Origin of the sequence: Hyphobacterium vulgare (assembly GCF_042643335.1) — a bacterium.
GTDB lineage: Bacteria > Pseudomonadota > Alphaproteobacteria > Caulobacterales > Maricaulaceae > Hyphobacterium > Hyphobacterium vulgare.
Genome location: NZ_JBHRSV010000007.1, coordinates 1 through 16,251 on the forward strand (window position 1 = coordinate 1; position 16,251 = coordinate 16,251).

A 16,251-nucleotide genomic window follows, 5' to 3' on the forward strand; every position below is an offset into this window, starting at 1 on the left:
GACAGTCGCTCTCCCCTCGGGGGAGAGGGCCGGGGTGAGGGGTGGTTTTGAAGATAACCCCTCAACCGCCCTGCGGGCACCTTCTCCCCCGAGGGGAGAAGGAATGGGTGCCGGCCTGAAGCGTGACATAACGGCAAGCTGACGCGTTCGAAATGCACTGATAGGCTCCCTCGTCAGGATCGGCGAGGGAGCCTGTCTCGTGTTCGAATTGCATATCGGCGGGCCGATCGGACTGCTCGTCCTGGTCTTCGACGTGTATGCGATCATGCAGATCGCGCGCTCGCGCTATTCCGGCTGGGTGCGCGCCGCCTGGATCGCGCTGATCCTTGTCCTTCCCATCATCGGTTTCATCATCTGGCTGTTCGTCGGACCGCGCGAAGGGCGCGGCATTTTCCGCTAGGCGATGGTGAAGCTCGTCCTCGATCCGCCGGTGCTCGACTGGCAGGCCGGCGGCCCGGTCGCGCCGGACTATGGCGATGTCTATTTCTCGAAGGAGGACGGGCTGGCCGAGACCCGCGCCGTCTTTCTTCAAGGCTGCGGCCTGCCCGAACGCTGGCGCGGCCAGCCGGTCTTCACGGTTGGCGAGCTCGGTTTCGGCACGGGTCTCAATGCGCTGGCGCTTTGGGATCTCTGGCGGCGCGAAGGCCCCGCCTCCGGCTGGCTGCATTTCGTCACGATCGAGAAGCACCCCCTTTCAAGCGAGGACGCGCGGCGGGCGCTGAGCGCCTGGCCTGAACTCGCGGCGCTCTGCGAACGGCTCGCGGACAAGTGGCCGCCGGCGCTGAAAGGTGCGCACCGCATCCGCTTCGACGACGACCGTTTCGCGATCACCGTCTTTCACGACGAAGCCGAGGCGGCACTGGCGAACCTGGAAGCGCGCGTCGATGCCTGGTTCCTTGACGGTTTCGCCCCTGTGAAGAACCAAGCAATGTGGTCGGATGCGGTGTTCCGCGAGATGGCCCGCCTGTCGGCGCCCGGCGCCGTTGCGGCGACCTTCACCGTGGCGGGCGGAGTGCGGCGCGGTCTGCAGGCCGCCGGTTTCCGGGTCGAGAAGAAGCCCGGCCATGGCCGCAAGCGCGAGCGCCTCGAAGCCGTGTTCGAAGGCGCTGCGCCGCAGACACCGGATCGCTTTCCCCGCACCCAAGCCGTCGAGGGTCCGGTCGCGATCATCGGCGGCGGGATCGCCGGGGCGAGCCTGGCTCATGCGCTGCGCGTTCGGGGCCGCGAGGCGGTGATCTTCGCCGAAGGCGGGCTGGCATCGGGCGCGTCCGGTGCGCCGGCCGGCATGCTGACCCCGCGTCTCGAATTCGCCGACCGGCCGCATGTCCGCGCCACACTGGCGGCATTCGAATATGCGCGCGCACTCTATGACGGGCTCGACGGATTCCATCCCGAAGGCGTGATGCGCATGGCGAAGGACGAGGCCGATATCCTGCGCCTTGAACACCTCGCGGGCGCGATGGGCGAGGGTTACGACTTCCGTGCCCACTGGCCCGGCTTGTGGATGGCGCGTAGCGGACGGTTCGAACCGTCCCGGCTCGTCCACGCCCTTGCCGGCGACACGCCGGTGATCGACGACCGCGCGGCCGTGTTCGAACCGTCGAACGCGGGGTGGGGGCTGCGCCGTGAGGACGGCCGGGTGCTGATGCTCGCCGCGCAGGTCGTGCATTGCGGCGGCGCGCGGCAGGCACGCCTGCTGTCGCGACACCAGGTCGCGATGGAGGATGATCCCGGCCGGCTGATGGTGTTCGATGCGAACGGGCCGGTCCCGGCCCATCCCGTGACCTGGGGCGGATATGCCGCTGCCGCGCCGGGCGGCATTCTCGTCGGCGCAACCCATGAACGCTATTCCGATGCCCGGACGAACGAGGATGCCGAGGCCGAACTGCGGGCCGGGGCACGCGAATTCGTTCCGAACGTCCATGCCGCGCTCGGCAAGGTGAACACGGTGTGGGGGGAAGCCCGCGCGGCGACAAACGACCGCCTGCCCGTGGCCGGGGCGCTGCCCGGACCGTTCTACGGTCAGGTCTGGGGAGAGGCCGCGCGCGGCGGTGCCGTTCCGGACGCCGCGGCGGACGGGATGGAAAGGCGCATGGCGGTGCTGAGCGGTCTCGGCGCCCGGGGTTTTGCCCATGCGCCGCTGCTGGCCGAGGCGCTGGCGAGCGATCTGTGCGGCGAACCCTCACCATTGGAACGCGCCGGCCGCGAGACGCTGCACCCGGCGCGGTTTGCCTGGCGGGCGCTGAAGAAGGGGAGATAGTCCGTTCCGACGCTCCCCGGTTTCGCAAAGCGAAGGCCGGGGACCAGACTGGATCCCGGATCGCGCTAACGCGCGTCCGGGAAACGTCAATCTGAATTGTGATGGGGTCCCCATGAAAATGGGGACCTGAAGCTGGCACCCGGTTTCGGGTTCCCGCCTGCGCGGGAAACCCAGAGAAACAGGAACGCTCACCCCACCCCGCTCCCGTCTTGCTCACGCAAGCCGCTCGCGTCCCTCCCCTTCGAGGGGAGGGAAAAGCCGATCTACTCCCCCGCCTGCGCGGCGTTGCGGGCAGCGATCACCGCGTCATACATCAGCCGGCCGGCATAGCCATCGGCGAGATGGCCGCGCTGGCGCTGGAAGGCCATCAGGGCGCTGCGCGTGTTCGGGCCGAAAATGCCGTCCGGGACACCCGGATTGTAGCCCAGCGCAACGAGCGATTCCTGCATGTCCTGGGTCTGGGAACGCGAGATCGGCGGATTGTCGAGCGGCCAGTCCTGGTGGATCTCGCCGCGGCCAGCGAGGCGCTCGGCCAGCAGCCATACGCCCAGCGCATAGGAGGTGGAGTTGTTGTAGCGCTTGATGGCGTTGAAATTGGAATAGGTCAGGAAGCCCGGCCCGTGCAGGCCCGCCGGCAGGATCAGCCGCGCGGCGCGCATGTTGAGGTCGGCGCTCCAGTCCTCGCCATCGGCGCGGGTGATGCCCCGCAGCGCCCATTCGGCGGTCATGCGCTGCTGGTCCGGATTCCAGTTCGACAGGTCGAAATCGTCCGGCACGACGACCTCGACGGCAGGCGGCACGCCCTCGGCCCAACCCGCGCGCGCGAGGAGGTTGGCGGTCGAGGCCAGCGCATCGCCGTAATTGGTCCAGATGTCGCGATGACCGTCACCGTCGAAATCGACGGCGCGGGCGAGATAGGTTTCCGGGATGAACTGGGTCTGGCCCATCGCCCCGGCCCAGGAGCCGAGCAATTCGCCGCGATAGGCATAGCCCCGGTCGAGCATTTCGGCGACCGCGAAGAGCTGGGCCTCGGCCCAGTTGCGGCGGCGGCCTTCCCAGGCGAGCGTGGCGAGCGACTGGACGACATCGAGATCGCCGGTGATTGCGCCATAGGAGGATTCCAGCCCCCAGATCGCAGCGACAATCTCGCGCGGAACGCCGAGACTGGCCTCGACGGTCTGGAAGGTGACGTGGTTTTCGCGCAGGGCCGACTGGCCGTCACTGACGCGGCGCTCCGACGCGGCGATCTCGAGATACTCCCACAAGGGGCGTACGAATTCGGGCTGGGTGCGGTCGCGCTCGATCACCAGCGGATTGGGCTCAAGCCCGTCGAGCATGGCCGAGACGGTCTGCGGGCTGGCGCCCTGCGCCTCGAGACGCGGACGGAAATCATTCAACCAGTCGGAGAAGGGTTCGTCCTGGGCCAGGGCCGGCGCGGCAAACAGGAGGGCGGAACACGCGGCGAGAAGCTGTTTCATCCATCACTCGACATGGCTGCATCAGGCGACAATCCGGCGATCTCGACTATGAGCTTCCGGCGCAGCGCTGTCACGAAATCCTCGTGGGTTTCACTGCGCATCACGAAAGATCCGGGGCCGACGATCACGTGATTCTCGAAATAGCGTGCCACGTCGATATTCACAGGGGGGCGGAAGGGATCCTGGCGGGAGGACTGGATCGGCAGGCCGTTGACGGTGATGCCGGCCGCATCGGCCGCCTCGCGTGCAGCGGTGAGGGGCGGGCCGGCATTCTGCGGACCGTCACCGGAAATATCGATCACCAGGCGCCGGCCGGCATAGGCGTTGGTCTGCAGGAGCTGGGTCGCGGTGTCGATCACCGCGCCGATCGCGGTGCGCCGGCCCGAGACGAAGGGCGCGGCGGCCAGCGTCCCGGCGAACAGCTCGGCATCCTCCGGGCCCGCGATGACGGTCCATGGCGCGACAACGCGCTGGAAGCCGGCATCGGCCCACTCGACATAGATGACGGCGATGCGGCCTTCGCCGCCGGCCTCGATGGCGGAAATCACGTCGGGATCGGCGAGCGCGGCGACATGGCCCTGGCGCTGGCGCAGCGCCTCCTCCTCGTCGATCGACGAGGATACATCGACGGCGAACACGATCTCGACATCGACGATCATGCGGCCGGTCTCGTCAAATTGCGGCTCGCGCACCAGCCAGTCATCGTCCCACTGGGCGGCGGCGGGCGCGGCGCAGGCAAGCGCGAGGACGAGGCTGACGAGGCGGATCATCGAATCAGGGAGCCAGGCCGGTCAGTTCGCTGCGCGACGGCGCGGCCCCGGCGATTTCCAGCGTCATCTTGCGAAGGATGGCCATCTGGATGTCTTCCGGCTCGCGCACGGCGAGCACGAAGGCGCCCGGCCCGGTCAGCACGTTGCGATCGAAATATTCGTCGAGATTGATTTCGGCGGGCCGGGTCCAGTGGCCCGGACGTTCGGTGATGATCGGCAAGCCGTTGACGGTGATCCCCGCCGCGCGGGCGATCGCCCGTGCCTCGACGAGGTCCATGCCGTGGTTCTGCGGCCCGTCGCCGGAAATGTCGATCAGCCGGCGAATGCCCTGGAATGCGTTGGTCTCGATTCGCTCGACCCCGTCGGCAATCGCCGACCCGATCGCGGTGTAGTGGCCGCGCTCCAGCGGCGCGGCGGCGACAACGGCGGCAAACGCCATCGCGTCGGCCTCGCTGGCGATCAGCGTCCAGGGCGCGGCGGGGCGCTGGAAGCCGGCATCGGCCCATTCCACATAGGTCACCGCGATGCGGCCGTGCGGGCCCGCCTGGATGGCGCTGATCACGTCGGGATGGGCGAGCGCGGCGACATAGCCTTCGCGCTGGCGGCGCGCCTCTTCGAGGTCGACGGAATAGGAGATGTCGACGGCGAGCACGAGCTCGACATCGACCTCGGTGAGGCCTTGCGCCGACACCGTGGCCGGCGCGGCGAGCAGGACGAGACTGGCAATCAGACAGCGCATGGCGCGGAAACTATTGCGCGCCTTCCGACCGGGCAACTAACGGTGTGGTAAGGCTGCGCCGGGGCGGCCGCAGGGCGTTGACACCCGCCCCGCCTTCCACTACATCGCCCGCTCCCCCGCAGCCATGCGGGTTTTTTCACAGTTTGAGGGCCGGTCCGATGAAGGTGCGCAGCTCGATCAAATCGCTGAAGAACCGCCACCGCGATTGCCAGGTGGTCCGCCGCCGTGGCCGGGTCTTCGTGATTAACAAGAAAGACCCGCGTTACAAGGCGCGCGCCGGCTAGTCCGAACGCGACCTGACGCGACGATGTCTTCAAACGCCCCGGCTCGCCGGGGCGTTTTTCGTTTCCGGCGATCCCGTTCCGATGAAATTGCGGTCATGAAGGCGCGCGCCGCTTTACGCCCGGGCCGAGTGGCTTATCTTCCAACGCCATGATCACGACCCTTCTCGCCCTCGCGCTCCAGGCCGTCACGATACCGGACGCCCCGCAACAGCCGGTGCTGGAACCCGAAGAGCGCCTCGAGGCCCGGCTCCAGGCCCTGCAGTCGGCCGAAGAGGGCGAGGCCGCCGATATCGCGCAGGAAGTGCTGGCCCTGTGGGCCGATGCGGACAGTGCGACCATCGATCTTCTGATGGAGCGCGGCGAGGAAGCGCTGATAGCCGGCGAAGCCGATCTGGCTGCGCGCATGTTCGATCATGTGAACAGGCTGGAACCGGATTTCGCCGAGGGCTGGCTGCGCTCCGCCCAGATCGCGCAGGCGCGGCAGGACTGGGAGTTCTCGCTGCAGGCGCTGAACCGGGCGCTGACGCTGGAACCCCGGCGGTTCGATGCCTTCTACCTTCTCGGGCGCACGCTGGAACAGGCGAACCGGCCCGAAGCCGCGCTGGAAGCCTATGAACAGGCGCTGGAAATCTACCCCGCCTATGAGCTGGCGGAACAGAATGCCGCGCGCATCCGCGCCCGACTGCGCGGCCGGACGCTTTGACGCGATGAGGACCGAAACGATCATGGCTGCCACCGCCGCCTTCCTGCTGGCCGGGTCCGCCGGTTCCGAAATTCCCGCTCCACCGGGCGACTATGTCGAGATCGACGGCGCGCGCATCCGCTATGTCGAGGAAGGCAGCGGCCCCGCCGTGCTGGTGATCCACGGCGCCTCCTCGAATGGCGAGGACATGCGCCTTGCGCTGTCCGGGCATCTCGACGGCTATCGCGCGGTTTACATTGACCGCCCGGGCCTGGGGTGGAGCGAACGCCCGGACGGCCGCTGGACGCCAGAGCGCGAAGCGGCCCTGATCCGTGCCCTGATGGAAGAGCTGGCGCTGGAAGACCCCATCGTGGTCGGCCACAGCTGGGGCGGAGCCATCACGATGCGGCTCGCCATCGATCACGGCTCGGATCTGACCGGCCTCGTGCTGATCGCGCCGGCGCTGCGCAGCGATGTCGGCGAGGCGGCCTGGTACAACCGGGCCTCGCGGATTCCGGTGCTCGGTCCGCTGGTCACGCGGGTCTTCGTGCCGATCCTGGGCCCGCGGCAGATCGATTCGGGTCTGGAAACCACGTTTGCGCCGCAACCCGTTCCTGACGGTTATGCCGAGACGGTGCGGATCAACCGGTTGTTCAACCCGTCCGTCTTCAAGGCCAATGCCGCCGACATGGCACCGGTGAACCGGCACCTCGCCGCTCAAGAAGAGCGCTACAGCGAGGTCTCGCTGCCAACCGTCATTCTCGCCGGACCGAATGACGAAGTGGTCTACACACACATGCATTCGGGACGCGTGGTGGAAACCATGCCGAATGCCAGGCTCGAGACCGATGCGGACTGGGGTCACATGCTGCATCATTATGCCGCCGACCGGGTCCGTGCCGCGATCGACGCGGTCGCGGACGGGGATCTCGACTGACAATGGACCTGCTGGGAACGTATATCGTGTGGGGGGTGACGCACATCCTCCCGCACGGGGTGGACCATGTCCTTTTCATTCTCGCCCTGTATTTCTCGTCGCGGCATGTCCGCCCACTGATCTGGCAGATCACCGCCTTCACCGCCGCGCACACGCTGACGCTGGCGCTGGCGGCGCTCGGCCTGATCGACTTTCCCGAACGGCTCGTCGAGACCCTGATCGCGGTGTCGATTGCCTACGCGGCAGCGGAAAACCTGTTCCGCACCGAACCCGCGCCCTGGCGCCCGGCTCTGGTCTTCGCCTTCGGCCTGTTGCACGGGCTGGGCTTTGCCGGCGTGTTGTCGAGCCTCGGCCTGCCGGCCGGGCAGACCGTGCCGGCCCTGCTGGCCTTCAATGTCGGGGTGGAGCTGGGACAGCTTGCCGTGCTCGCCGGCGCGTTCGCATTGACCGTCCGGTTCCGGGAAAGCGGCTGGTACCGGCGCGCCGTGGTGATGCCGGTCTCCGCAGTGATCGCGCTGACGGCACTGTACTGGGCGGTGGAAAGAGCCTTCCTGACGGCTTGAGGATTCGGCCCCGCGCGCCTAGCTTGCCGGACCCCGAAACGTCCTCGAACGCCTCAGATGGAGCCCGACATGGCCGATGCCGCCGCGACCGTTACCGATGAATCCGATGCCATTGGCGGTGTCGCCCGCGACCATCTGAAGGCCTTCGTCTCGCGCATCGAGCGGCTGGAAGAGGACAAGAAGGCGGTGATGGACGACCTGAAGGAAGTCTATGCCGAGGCCAAGTCGATGGGCTTCGACACGAAAATCCTTCGCCAGGTCATCCGCCTGAGGAAGATCGACCGCAATGAGCGCCAGGAAGCCGAAGCGCTTCTCGAACTCTATCTCGGCGCGGTCGAGGGCTAGGAGGCGCCCCACTTTTGCCGCGTGAAGTCGACGAGAAGAAGACGAAACGCGCCCTGAGGCGGCTCGCCCGCGCCAAGGCCAAGGCCGAGGCGGCGGGTGAGGACGGCAAGCTGTCCGAGTGGGAAGACGAATTCGTCGCTTCGGTGGAAGACCGGCTCAACACGTTCGGCTCGGCGTTCAACGATCCGGACAAGGGTCAGCTCGACGAGGCCCTGTCGGGCAAGCAGACCCTGAAACTCCGGGAAATCGAGAAGAAGGCGGCGGGCAAGGCGCGCAAGCCGATGTCGCGCGGGTCGGGGTTCAAGCCCAAGCCGGGTGGCGGGTTCAAACGCTCCAGCTTCAAACCGAAGACCGACCGGCCCGCGTCGCGTGTCCGCGACATCAATGACGACATGCCGGACGCCGAAACTCCGGCTCAAGAAACCGAAGCCCCCCGTCCGGCGCATCCACCCCGGCTTCGCGTCGTGAAAGGCGGCAAGGCCGATGAGTAACCTCCCACCCGAAGCCCTCGCCTTCTTCGCGCAGACCGGCCTTCCCGGCACGCCGCGCGGGTTCGACGGCTTCGGCGACAGCCCCGAATTGATGGACGAATTGCTGGACCTCGTGCTGCACGGACCGAAGCGCGCGACCTGTGCCCTGGCGCGCTGGTACGAGAATGACCCCGATGGCCTGCCGAAGCCCGGCGATCTCTGGGTGATCCATGACGGGGCGAAACGGCCGCGCGCGGTGATCCGGACGACATCGGTCGAGGTCAAGCCGGTCCGCGAGGCGGATGCGCAATTCGCCTGGGATGAGGGCGAGGGGGACCGAAGTTTCGAGTGGTGGCTCGACGCCCATGAAGCCTATTGGCGGCGCGAGGCCGCGCGCCACGGCTTCACCTATTCGCGCGATCTCGACGCCGTGTTCGAACGGTTCGAACTGGCCTGGCCGGCCGGTGGATAAAAAGAACCCCGCCACGTGAGTGGCGGGGCCGAGGTGTCCGATCTTCTCTCGGAGACAGGCGTTACGCGGTCCGCGCCTCATCGACGTCGAGGTCATATTCGCGGACCTTGCGATAAAGGGTCGAGCGGCCAAGGCCGAGACGCCGGGCGACTTCCGACATGCGGCCGGCATAGGTCTCGATCGCGAACTGGATGAGGTCGCGTTCGATCGCCTCGAGGCTGCGCAAGTGACCGCCGCCATCGACAATCGTGACGCCAGCCATGTCGTTTGCAGCCGGTTCCGGCGCGGCCGTGGCCGGGTCCGGATAGGCGTGAGGCGGCGGCGCGGCCGCTTCGGAATAATCCGTGCTGCGGCCGGAGATCTGCGGGAAGTCCTCGGGGCGGAGATGGTCGCCCTCGCTCAGCACCACTGCGCGGAAGACGGCGTTTTCCAGCTGACGCACATTGCCCGGCCAGTCGAAGGCGGTGAGCATTGCCATGGTCTCACCGGTCGCGTCCTGGATGGTGCGGTTTTCCTGCGCGTTGAAGCGCTGGACGAAGTGATGGATCAGCGAGGGAATGTCTTCCTTGCGGGCGCGCAGCGGCGGCACTTCGATCGGGAAGACGTTGAGGCGGTAGAAAAGGTCCTCGCGGAAGGCCCCCTCGCGCACCTGTTCGGCGAGATCGCGATTGGTGGCGGAGATGATCCGCACATTGACCTTCACCGGGCGCTTGGAACCGACCGGGTCGACCTCGCCTTCCTGCAGGGCACGCAACAGCTTGACCTGCATGTCGAGCGGAAGTTCGCCGATCTCGTCGAGGAAGAGCGTGCCGCCGTCGGCTTCCTGGAATTTGCCCATATGCTTGCCGATGGCGCCGGTGAAGCTGCCCTTCTCGTGACCGAAGAGGGTCGATTCCACCAGGTTTTCCGGAATGGCGCCGCAATTCACCGCGACGAAAGGCTTGCCGGCGCGATCGCTGGCGGCCTGGATGGCCCGCGCAACCAATTCCTTGCCGACGCCGCTTTCGCCGGTGATCAGGATCGGGATGTTCGACGCCGCCGCGCGCTCGCCGAGGCGGATGACCTGACGCATGGCCGGGGCGCCGGCGATCATGTCGGCGAAACCGAGCGTACCGTCCTGGGTCTTCTTCAGGCGGCGCACTTCGCCTTCCAGCGAGTGCACCTTGAAGGCATTGCGGATCGACACCGCGATGCGCTCCGGGCTGGCCGGCTTGACGAAGAAATCGACCGCACCGGCGCGCATCGCCGTGACCACGGTTTCGATGCCGCCATGGGCAGTGAGGACGATGACGGGCAGGTCGCTGCCCTGTTCGCGCAGGGTCTGCAGCACGTCCATCCCGTCCATGCCCGGCATGACGAGATCGAGCAGCATGGCATCGACACCGCCGCGGCCGGCACGTTGCAGCGCCTGCTCGCCGCTTTCGGCGCATTCGGCCGAATAGCCCTGCTTTTCGAGAACCGCCTGAAGAAGGCGGCGTTGAGTCGGATCGTCATCGACGATCAGAACAGTCCTAGCCATCACCCACGCCCTTTTCGGTCGCTATCGCACCGGGCCTTTTGACCTCGCCACCCTCCCTCGTCGGGATCGGTGGGGTGCGCCATCCGCGGACCGTTATGGGACACGAGCAGTAAAATTCGCGCTAAGACGCGGGTAGCTTCGCGTTAAGCATAAGGCGCGCTTGACCGGGAGCAGGCCGGGCTCAACTCTCGCAATGATGGATCACACTCCCGACGCGCCGGCGGCCGAACCGCTTCCCTTCCCGCCGCCATGGCCGTTCGCGCCGGGCGACCTGATGCAGCGCGTCGCATTCGGGCGGCGGCACCGCGTGGGGCGGCCCATGGCATGGTTCGTCCTGTGGCCGGTCCTGATCCTGGCAACCGGTCCGGTCGCGGGACTGGTCACGGGATTCGTGTACGGACTTTCCGTCAGCGGCCCGTTCGAGGCGCACAGCTACAGGCTGTTTCACATCCTCCACCCGGTGATCGCTCTCGCCTATGGCGTGCTGCTGGTGGTGTTCGTGAAATGGGCGGCGGTGCGCGGCGTGGCCGCGGCGACCCTCGATCCGCGACCGGCGCGGCCTGCCGCGGAGAGCCTGCTGGCGCTGACATTTCTCGCCGCGACGATTGTCCTCGGCGGCCTGCTGCTGACGGCGCTGAGCGAGCTTCTCCCGGTGACGGCGCCGCCACAGAGCCCGGTACCGGTCGAAGCGGGGATCAGCCTGTTCTGGATCGCCCTGCCGGCGCTGGTGATCATCGGCCCTGCGGTCGAGGAGATCATCTTCCGAGGCTGGATGCTGCCGGCATTGCGGGCCCGCGGTCTCAGCTGGGGAGCGGCAATCGCCGTATCGTCCCTCGCCTTCGGGGCGCTGCACGGTTTCGCCGGACCGCTGGCGCTTGTCTACACGACGCTGGTGGGGATTTCGGCGGGCGTGCTGCGCGTGCGGACCGGCCGGCTGTGGGCCCCGATCCTGTTCCATGCCCTCAACAATCTTGTCGTGATCGGCCTGCCGCAGATCACGGCGCGCATGGCCGGGTGACGGTTCAATCGCGCATGGCCGGGCGAGGCCGAGCGTGATTGACGCGCTGCACAATCGGGTCTAGCCGAAAGCGATGAACGACAGCGCCGCTCCGAAACGCGAAGTCCCGACCGCCCCGCTTGCCCGTTATCACGGCGAAAAGCCCGCGGCCCCGGCCTGGTTCGGCCGGGCGCTCGACGAAGCGTTCGACAGCGGCACCTCGACCGTCGAAGGGGCTGCGGTCAGCTGGAAGGCATGGGGCAAGCGCGGCAAGCCGGGCCTGATCCTGATCCATGGCGGTGTCGCCCACAAGCAATGGTGGGATGCGATCGGCCCCCATCTGGGCCGCCGCCGCCGAGTCGTGGCGGTTGACCTGACCGGGATGGGCGACAGCGACTGGCGCGACGAATACCGGATGGAACTCTATGCCGAGGAGGTTCGCGCGGCGGGCCGTGACGGCGGCGCGTTCGACACCGGAAAGCCCTTCATCGCCGGCCACTCCTTCGGCGGATTCGTGTCGATGGTCGCGACGATGGCGTATGGCGCCGACCTGAAAGGCGCGGTCATCCTCGATTCCCCGATCAAGCCGCCGGACGAACAACGCCGGTCCCCGGCGCCGCGGCGAGGCGGGCGGGTCTACGAGACCCTCGAGGCCGCCATGCTGCGCTTTCGCCTGCTGCCGAACCAGCCCTGCGCGAATGACTGGCTGCTGGACCATATCGCGCGCGAATCGCTGCGGCAGACCGAGGGCGGCTGGACGTGGAAGTTTGATCCGGCGCTGTGGCAGAAGCTGGCCTATTCGCGCCGCGACCCGGTCGAGATGCTGAAACGCATTGCCTGTCCGGTGGCCTTCTTCCGCGGTGCGCAGTCCGAGCTCGTTACCGACGAGGTCTGGGGCCTCATGAAAGCGGTGTTCAGGGACGCGCCGATGGTGTCGATCCCGGAAGCCGAACATCATCTCATCCTCGACCAGCCGCTGGCTGTGGTCACCGCACTCGACGCGCTGTTCGCGAGCGGCTGGGGGCAGGACTAGAGCCAGCGTGCGCCGATCGGGCTTCCCTCCGCGCTTGGCGGGCCGGGAAACGCGTGATAATCCCGCCTTCGACCCGTTCGAGCCCATGGGGGAGCATTACTGATGGCGAGCGAATATCACCGCGGCGACATGGACGTTTCCGAGCAGGAAGAAACCTTCTCCAGCTTCATCGGAATGTCGGTCTGGTTTGGCGGCTTCACCGCCGTCATCGTGCTGTGGCTGTCGCTGACCTTCGCGACGGGCATGGGCTGGATGGTCGCCACGATCATCTCCGCGATTGTCGGCATCGCGATGGGTCTGGCGCTGAAGATGAAGGCGGGCTGGTACGCCACGATCATCGGCCTCACCGTCACGACCTTCGTGATCGGCTTCATCATCGGCCTTTTTAGCTGACCCCCTTCCCCATTCCCGCGAATTATCCCAGACTCCCCGAAGGTTGAGGGAGCCTTGGCGGGAATCGGATGAAGATCGCAGTCCTCAAGGAACGCCGCGCAGGCGAAACCCGTGTCGCGGCCACGCCCGAGACGGTGAAGAAATTCGTCGGCAGCGGGCATTCCGTTTCCATCGAAAAAGGGGCCGGTGACACGGCCAGCATCCCGGACAGTGCCTTCGAGGCGGCTGGTGCCACGATGGGTACGGCGGCCACGGTGCTGAAGGGTGCGGACGCGATTTTCGCGGTGCGCGCGCCCGATGACGCTACGCTCGCGAAACTGCCCAAGGGTGCGCTGCTCGTCGCGCAGATGGAACCGCACGGCAATACGGCGCTGGCAAAAGCCTGTGCCGCAGCGGGGGTCGAAGCCCTCGCCATGGAATTCGTGCCGCGCATCACCCGCGCGCAGGCGATGGACGCGCTGTCGAGCCAGTCCAACCTCGCCGGTTACCGCGCGGTGATCGAAGCGGCGCACATTTTCGGCAAGGCCTTCCCGATGATGATGACGGCGGCGGGCACGATTGCCCCGGCCAAGGTCTTCGTCATGGGTGCGGGCGTGGCTGGCCTGCAGGCGATCGCCACGGCGCGGCGTCTCGGCGCCATGGTCTCGGCGACCGATGTGCGCCCGGCGGCGAAGGAACAGGTCGCCTCGCTCGGCGCGAAATTCATCGCGGTCGAGGACGAGGAATTCAAGGCGGCGGAAACCGCCGGCGGCTATGCCAAGGAAATGAGCGCGGAATACCGCGCGAAACAGGCCGAGTTGATCGCGAGCCATATCGCCAAGCAGGACGTAGTCATCACCACCGCCCTGATCCCCGGCCGCCCGGCCCCGAAGCTCGTCACCAGGGCGATGGTCGAGGCGATGAAGCCGGGCTCGGTGATCATCGATCTCGCCGCCGCGATGGGCGGCAATTGCGAGGTCGGCACGCCCGACGAGATCACCGTCCACAATGGCGTCTCGGTCGCGGGCTTCACCAATCTGCCGGCGCGGCTCGCGGCGGACGCGTCCTCGCTCTATGCGAAAAACCTCGCCAACCTGCTGCCGCTGCTTGTCGCCGAGGACGGCTCGAAAGCGCCGCACCGCGAGGACGAGGTCATCGCCGCGATGACGCTGACCCGCGATGGCGAAATCGTCCACGAGTCGCTGAAATGAGGCTGGTGCTTGGTCTTGCCCAGATCACCATTGCCGTCTTGCTGGTCATTCAGAATGTGCGCGGATTTGCGATGATGACGATAATGGTTCCGCTCGAACAGTGGATTGTCCAGATGTGGCTCAGCCAGTTCATCTCGTTTTCCATCGCCATCGTCATGATGGCTGGCGGCGTGTATCTCATTCGTGATTTCGGCCTTTTCGGCCGTCTGCGTCCCGCATCAACCCAAACCGGAGACCCAAGATGAAGCGCATCCTGACACTCGCCGCCCTGGCGGTTTCGGCCGTCGCCCTGACCGGCTGCCTGTCGCTGTTCTAGTCAGACCAATTCGCATTCCTCACACCGCATTCGCGGAGGACTGAAATGGAAGCCGTCGATCCCCTCATCCTGCGTCTTGCCATCTTCGTGATGGCGATCTTCGTGGGATATTACGTCGTCTGGTCGGTCACGCCGGCGCTGCATACGCCGCTGATGGCCGTGACCAACGCGATTTCCTCGGTGATCATCGTCGGGGCGCTGATCGCCGCGGCGGCGCCGGCCCTTGCCGGGCAGGAAGGCGGATCGGGCATTGCCAAATGGTCGGGGCTGATCGCGGTGGCGCTGGCCAGCGTGAACATCTTTGGCGGCTTCCTGGTCACCCAGCGCATGCTGGCGATGTACAAGAAGAAAGAGAAACCCGCGCCGAAGGCGGAGGGCTGAAGCCATGAGCCCGAATATCGCCGCCCTGCTCTATCTGGTTTCCGGCATCCTCTTCATCCTGGCGCTGCGCGGGCTTTCGAACCCGGAAACCGCTCGCCAGGGCAATTATTTCGGCATGGCCGGCATGGCCATCGCCATCGTGACGTCCTTCCTCGCCGTCGATCTCGGCTTCGGTACGTTCGGAATGATCCTGATCTTCATGGTGATCGGCGGCGGTGTCGGTGCCTATATCGCGCGGCAGATCAAGATGACGGCGATGCCGCAGCTGGTCGCCGCTTTCCACAGCCTTGTCGGCATGTCGGCGGTGCTGGTCGCGGTGGCCGCGCTCTACCGGCCGGACGCCTTCGGCATCACCGGCGCGGACGGGCATTTCCACCTGTCGAGCCTGATCGAGCTGTCGCTCGGTTCGGCGATCGGCGCGATCACCTTTTCGGGTTCGGTCATCGCCTTCGCCAAGCTCAACGGCAACATGTCCGGCGCGCCGATCACCTTCAAAGGTCAGCACTGGATCAATCTCGGGATCGGCATCGCGATCGCGGTCTTCATCGTCTTCCTGTCGGCTTCGGCGGGCGATCTGAAAGCCGCCTTCTGGATCCTGACCATTCTCGCCTTCGTGCTCGGCGTGACGCTGATCATTCCGATCGGCGGGGCGGACATGCCGGTCGTCGTGTCGATGCTCAATTCCTATTCGGGCTGGGCCGCAGCGGCGCTCGGCTTCACGCTGGAGAACACGGCGCTTCTGGTCACCGGCGCGCTGGTCGGTTCGTCGGGCGCAATCCTCAGCTACATCATGTGCAAGGGCATGAACCGCAGCTTCATCTCGGTCATTCTCGGCGGCTTCGGCGGCGAGGCGGCCGGACCGGCGGGCGACGGTCCGCAGGGCAGTGTGAAGCAGGGCTCGGCCGACGATGCGGCCTTCATCCTGAAGAATGCGCGCAAGGTCATCATCGTGCCGGGCTATGGCATGGCGGTGGCGCAGGCGCAGCACGCGCTGAAGGAAATGGCCGACACGATGAAGGCGGAAGGCGTCGACGTCGCCTATGCGATCCACCCGGTCGCGGGCCGGATGCCGGGGCATATGAATGTCCTGCTCGCCGAAGCGAACGTGCCTTATGACGAGGTGTTCGAGCTGGAGGACATCAATTCGGAGTTCTCCAATGCCGACGTCGCCTTCGTGATCGGCGCGAATGACGTGACCAATCCGGCGGCGGAGGACGATCCGTCCTCGCCGATCTACGGCATGCCGGTGCTGCAGGTGTGGAAGGCCGGCACGGTCTTCTTCATCAAGCGCTCGCTCGGATCAGGCTATGCCGGGGTCGAAAACCCGCTCTTCTTCCGCGACAACACGATGATGCTGCTCGGCGATGCCAAGAAGATGACCGAACAGATCGTCAAGGCGATGGGCTGAGGGTCGATATCCGA

Annotated in this window: 20 protein-coding genes; 16 read left to right on the forward strand and 4 right to left on the reverse strand. The window is 66.6% G+C overall.

Annotated elements, in window-relative coordinates:
* The first annotated feature begins 199 nt into the window (after positions 1-199).
* Both ACFOOR_RS06215 and mnmD read left to right on the forward strand, forming a co-directional pair.
* Positions 200-400: a PLDc N-terminal domain-containing protein gene (locus ACFOOR_RS06215; RefSeq protein ID WP_343165665.1), complete on the forward strand. Its 201-nt coding sequence runs from the start codon at positions 200-202 to the stop codon at positions 398-400.
* Positions 401-403: 3 nt separating this feature from the next.
* Positions 404-2,260, forward strand: a complete 1,857-nt coding sequence (gene mnmD, locus ACFOOR_RS06220) for a tRNA (5-methylaminomethyl-2-thiouridine)(34)-methyltransferase MnmD (protein WP_380214053.1) — start codon at positions 404-406, stop codon at positions 2,258-2,260.
* Between the two features lie 263 nt (positions 2,261-2,523).
* Here the strand turns inward: mnmD and ACFOOR_RS06225 are convergent, their stop codons facing one another.
* From ACFOOR_RS06225 to ACFOOR_RS06235, 3 genes are read right to left on the reverse strand one after another with little or no spacing between them, the layout of a single operon-like run.
* Positions 2,524-3,738 (reverse strand): lytic murein transglycosylase, encoded by a 1,215-nt coding sequence (locus tag ACFOOR_RS06225; protein ID WP_343165663.1) that lies wholly within the window; start codon positions 3,736-3,738, stop codon positions 2,524-2,526.
* Positions 3,735-4,508 (reverse strand): DUF1194 domain-containing protein, encoded by a 774-nt coding sequence (locus tag ACFOOR_RS06230; protein WP_343165662.1) that lies wholly within the window; start codon positions 4,506-4,508, stop codon positions 3,735-3,737. The genes ACFOOR_RS06225 and ACFOOR_RS06230 overlap by 4 nt, the downstream gene beginning before the upstream one ends.
* 4 nt (positions 4,509-4,512) lie before the next feature.
* Positions 4,513-5,247, reverse strand: a complete 735-nt coding sequence (locus ACFOOR_RS06235; RefSeq protein ID WP_343165661.1) for a DUF1194 domain-containing protein — start codon at positions 5,245-5,247, stop codon at positions 4,513-4,515.
* 158 nt (positions 5,248-5,405) lie between these two features.
* Here ACFOOR_RS06235 and ykgO point away from each other — a divergent pair, with 158 nt between their 5' ends.
* The 7 genes from ykgO (at position 5,406) to ACFOOR_RS06270 (ending at position 9,000) form a co-directional block, all read left to right on the forward strand.
* The gene (gene ykgO / locus ACFOOR_RS06240) at positions 5,406-5,531 is read left to right on the forward strand and encodes a type B 50S ribosomal protein L36 (protein WP_236955956.1); all 126 of its coding nucleotides are present in this window, start codon (positions 5,406-5,408) and stop codon (positions 5,529-5,531) included.
* Between the two features lie 148 nt (positions 5,532-5,679).
* Entirely contained in the window at positions 5,680-6,234 is a 555-nt protein-coding gene (locus tag ACFOOR_RS06245) for a tetratricopeptide repeat protein (protein ID WP_343165660.1), read from the forward strand.
* Positions 6,235-6,256: 22 nt separating this feature from the next.
* On the forward strand, positions 6,257-7,150 hold the full coding sequence (locus tag ACFOOR_RS06250) for an alpha/beta fold hydrolase (RefSeq protein ID WP_343165659.1): 894 nt from the start codon (positions 6,257-6,259) through the stop codon (positions 7,148-7,150).
* Between the two features lie 2 nt (positions 7,151-7,152).
* Positions 7,153-7,713: a HupE/UreJ family protein gene (locus tag ACFOOR_RS06255; RefSeq protein ID WP_343165658.1), complete on the forward strand. Its 561-nt coding sequence runs from the start codon at positions 7,153-7,155 to the stop codon at positions 7,711-7,713.
* 69 nt (positions 7,714-7,782) lie between these two features.
* Positions 7,783-8,058: a DUF2312 domain-containing protein gene (locus ACFOOR_RS06260; RefSeq protein WP_343165657.1), complete on the forward strand. Its 276-nt coding sequence runs from the start codon at positions 7,783-7,785 to the stop codon at positions 8,056-8,058.
* A gap of 14 nt (positions 8,059-8,072) precedes the next feature.
* On the forward strand, positions 8,073-8,549 hold the full coding sequence (locus ACFOOR_RS06265) for a hypothetical protein (protein ID WP_343165656.1): 477 nt from the start codon (positions 8,073-8,075) through the stop codon (positions 8,547-8,549).
* Positions 8,542-9,000, forward strand: coding sequence for an ASCH domain-containing protein (locus ACFOOR_RS06270; protein ID WP_343165655.1), 459 nt, complete (start codon positions 8,542-8,544; stop codon positions 8,998-9,000). The genes ACFOOR_RS06265 and ACFOOR_RS06270 overlap by 8 nt, the downstream gene beginning before the upstream one ends.
* Before the next feature lie 61 nt (positions 9,001-9,061).
* Here ACFOOR_RS06270 and ACFOOR_RS06275 read toward each other — a convergent pair whose 3' ends face one another.
* Positions 9,062-10,519 (reverse strand): sigma-54-dependent transcriptional regulator, encoded by a 1,458-nt coding sequence (locus ACFOOR_RS06275; protein WP_343165654.1) that lies wholly within the window; start codon positions 10,517-10,519, stop codon positions 9,062-9,064.
* Between the two features lie 193 nt (positions 10,520-10,712).
* Here ACFOOR_RS06275 and ACFOOR_RS06280 point away from each other — a divergent pair, with 193 nt between their 5' ends.
* From ACFOOR_RS06280 to ACFOOR_RS06310, 7 genes are all read left to right on the forward strand, one after another.
* On the forward strand, positions 10,713-11,537 hold the full coding sequence (locus ACFOOR_RS06280; RefSeq protein ID WP_343165653.1) for a CPBP family intramembrane glutamic endopeptidase: 825 nt from the start codon (positions 10,713-10,715) through the stop codon (positions 11,535-11,537).
* 73 nt (positions 11,538-11,610) lie between these two features.
* A complete protein-coding gene (locus ACFOOR_RS06285; RefSeq protein ID WP_343165652.1) occupies positions 11,611-12,549 on the forward strand; it encodes an alpha/beta fold hydrolase in 939 nt (312 codons plus the stop codon).
* 102 nt (positions 12,550-12,651) lie between these two features.
* Positions 12,652-12,942, forward strand: coding sequence for an aa3-type cytochrome c oxidase subunit IV (locus tag ACFOOR_RS06290; RefSeq protein ID WP_343165651.1), 291 nt, complete (start codon positions 12,652-12,654; stop codon positions 12,940-12,942).
* A 68-nt stretch (positions 12,943-13,010) separates the two neighbouring features.
* Positions 13,011-14,132 (forward strand): Re/Si-specific NAD(P)(+) transhydrogenase subunit alpha, encoded by a 1,122-nt coding sequence (locus tag ACFOOR_RS06295; protein ID WP_343165650.1) that lies wholly within the window; start codon positions 13,011-13,013, stop codon positions 14,130-14,132.
* A complete protein-coding gene (locus ACFOOR_RS06300; RefSeq protein ID WP_343165649.1) occupies positions 14,129-14,377 on the forward strand; it encodes a hypothetical protein in 249 nt (82 codons plus the stop codon). Before ACFOOR_RS06295 ends, ACFOOR_RS06300 begins: the two co-directional genes overlap by 4 nt.
* A 116-nt stretch (positions 14,378-14,493) precedes the next feature.
* Positions 14,494-14,829, forward strand: coding sequence for a proton-translocating transhydrogenase family protein (locus tag ACFOOR_RS06305; protein ID WP_343165648.1), 336 nt, complete (start codon positions 14,494-14,496; stop codon positions 14,827-14,829).
* 4 nt (positions 14,830-14,833) lie between these two features.
* Positions 14,834-16,237, forward strand: a complete 1,404-nt coding sequence (locus tag ACFOOR_RS06310) for an NAD(P)(+) transhydrogenase (Re/Si-specific) subunit beta (RefSeq protein ID WP_343165647.1) — start codon at positions 14,834-14,836, stop codon at positions 16,235-16,237.
* The last annotated feature ends 14 nt before the right edge of the window (positions 16,238-16,251 follow it).

Bases quoted from the DNA above. Each gene is read 5' to 3' on its own strand.
- mnmD (WP_380214053.1), top strand. From the start codon at position 404: ATGGTGAAGCTCGTCCTCGATCCGCCGGTGCTCGACTGGCAGGCCGGC.
- ACFOOR_RS06225 (WP_343165663.1), bottom strand. From the start codon at position 3,738: ATGAAACAGCTTCTCGCCGCGTGTTCCGCCCTCCTGTTTGCCGCGCCG.
- ACFOOR_RS06230 (WP_343165662.1), bottom strand. From the start codon at position 4,508: ATGATCCGCCTCGTCAGCCTCGTCCTCGCGCTTGCCTGCGCCGCGCCC.
- ACFOOR_RS06235 (WP_343165661.1), bottom strand. From the start codon at position 5,247: ATGCGCTGTCTGATTGCCAGTCTCGTCCTGCTCGCCGCGCCGGCCACG.
- ykgO (WP_236955956.1), top strand. From the start codon at position 5,406: ATGAAGGTGCGCAGCTCGATCAAATCGCTGAAGAACCGCCACCGCGAT.
- ACFOOR_RS06245 (WP_343165660.1), top strand. From the start codon at position 5,680: ATGATCACGACCCTTCTCGCCCTCGCGCTCCAGGCCGTCACGATACCG.
- ACFOOR_RS06250 (WP_343165659.1), top strand. From the start codon at position 6,257: ATGGCTGCCACCGCCGCCTTCCTGCTGGCCGGGTCCGCCGGTTCCGAA.
- ACFOOR_RS06255 (WP_343165658.1), top strand. From the start codon at position 7,153: ATGGACCTGCTGGGAACGTATATCGTGTGGGGGGTGACGCACATCCTC.
- ACFOOR_RS06260 (WP_343165657.1), top strand. From the start codon at position 7,783: ATGGCCGATGCCGCCGCGACCGTTACCGATGAATCCGATGCCATTGGC.
- ACFOOR_RS06270 (WP_343165655.1), top strand. From the start codon at position 8,542: ATGAGTAACCTCCCACCCGAAGCCCTCGCCTTCTTCGCGCAGACCGGC.
- ACFOOR_RS06275 (WP_343165654.1), bottom strand. From the start codon at position 10,519: ATGGCTAGGACTGTTCTGATCGTCGATGACGATCCGACTCAACGCCGC.
- ACFOOR_RS06280 (WP_343165653.1), top strand. From the start codon at position 10,713: ATGATGGATCACACTCCCGACGCGCCGGCGGCCGAACCGCTTCCCTTC.
- ACFOOR_RS06285 (WP_343165652.1), top strand. From the start codon at position 11,611: ATGAACGACAGCGCCGCTCCGAAACGCGAAGTCCCGACCGCCCCGCTT.
- ACFOOR_RS06290 (WP_343165651.1), top strand. From the start codon at position 12,652: ATGGCGAGCGAATATCACCGCGGCGACATGGACGTTTCCGAGCAGGAA.
- ACFOOR_RS06295 (WP_343165650.1), top strand. From the start codon at position 13,011: ATGAAGATCGCAGTCCTCAAGGAACGCCGCGCAGGCGAAACCCGTGTC.
- ACFOOR_RS06300 (WP_343165649.1), top strand. From the start codon at position 14,129: ATGAGGCTGGTGCTTGGTCTTGCCCAGATCACCATTGCCGTCTTGCTG.
- ACFOOR_RS06305 (WP_343165648.1), top strand. From the start codon at position 14,494: ATGGAAGCCGTCGATCCCCTCATCCTGCGTCTTGCCATCTTCGTGATG.
- ACFOOR_RS06310 (WP_343165647.1), top strand. From the start codon at position 14,834: ATGAGCCCGAATATCGCCGCCCTGCTCTATCTGGTTTCCGGCATCCTC.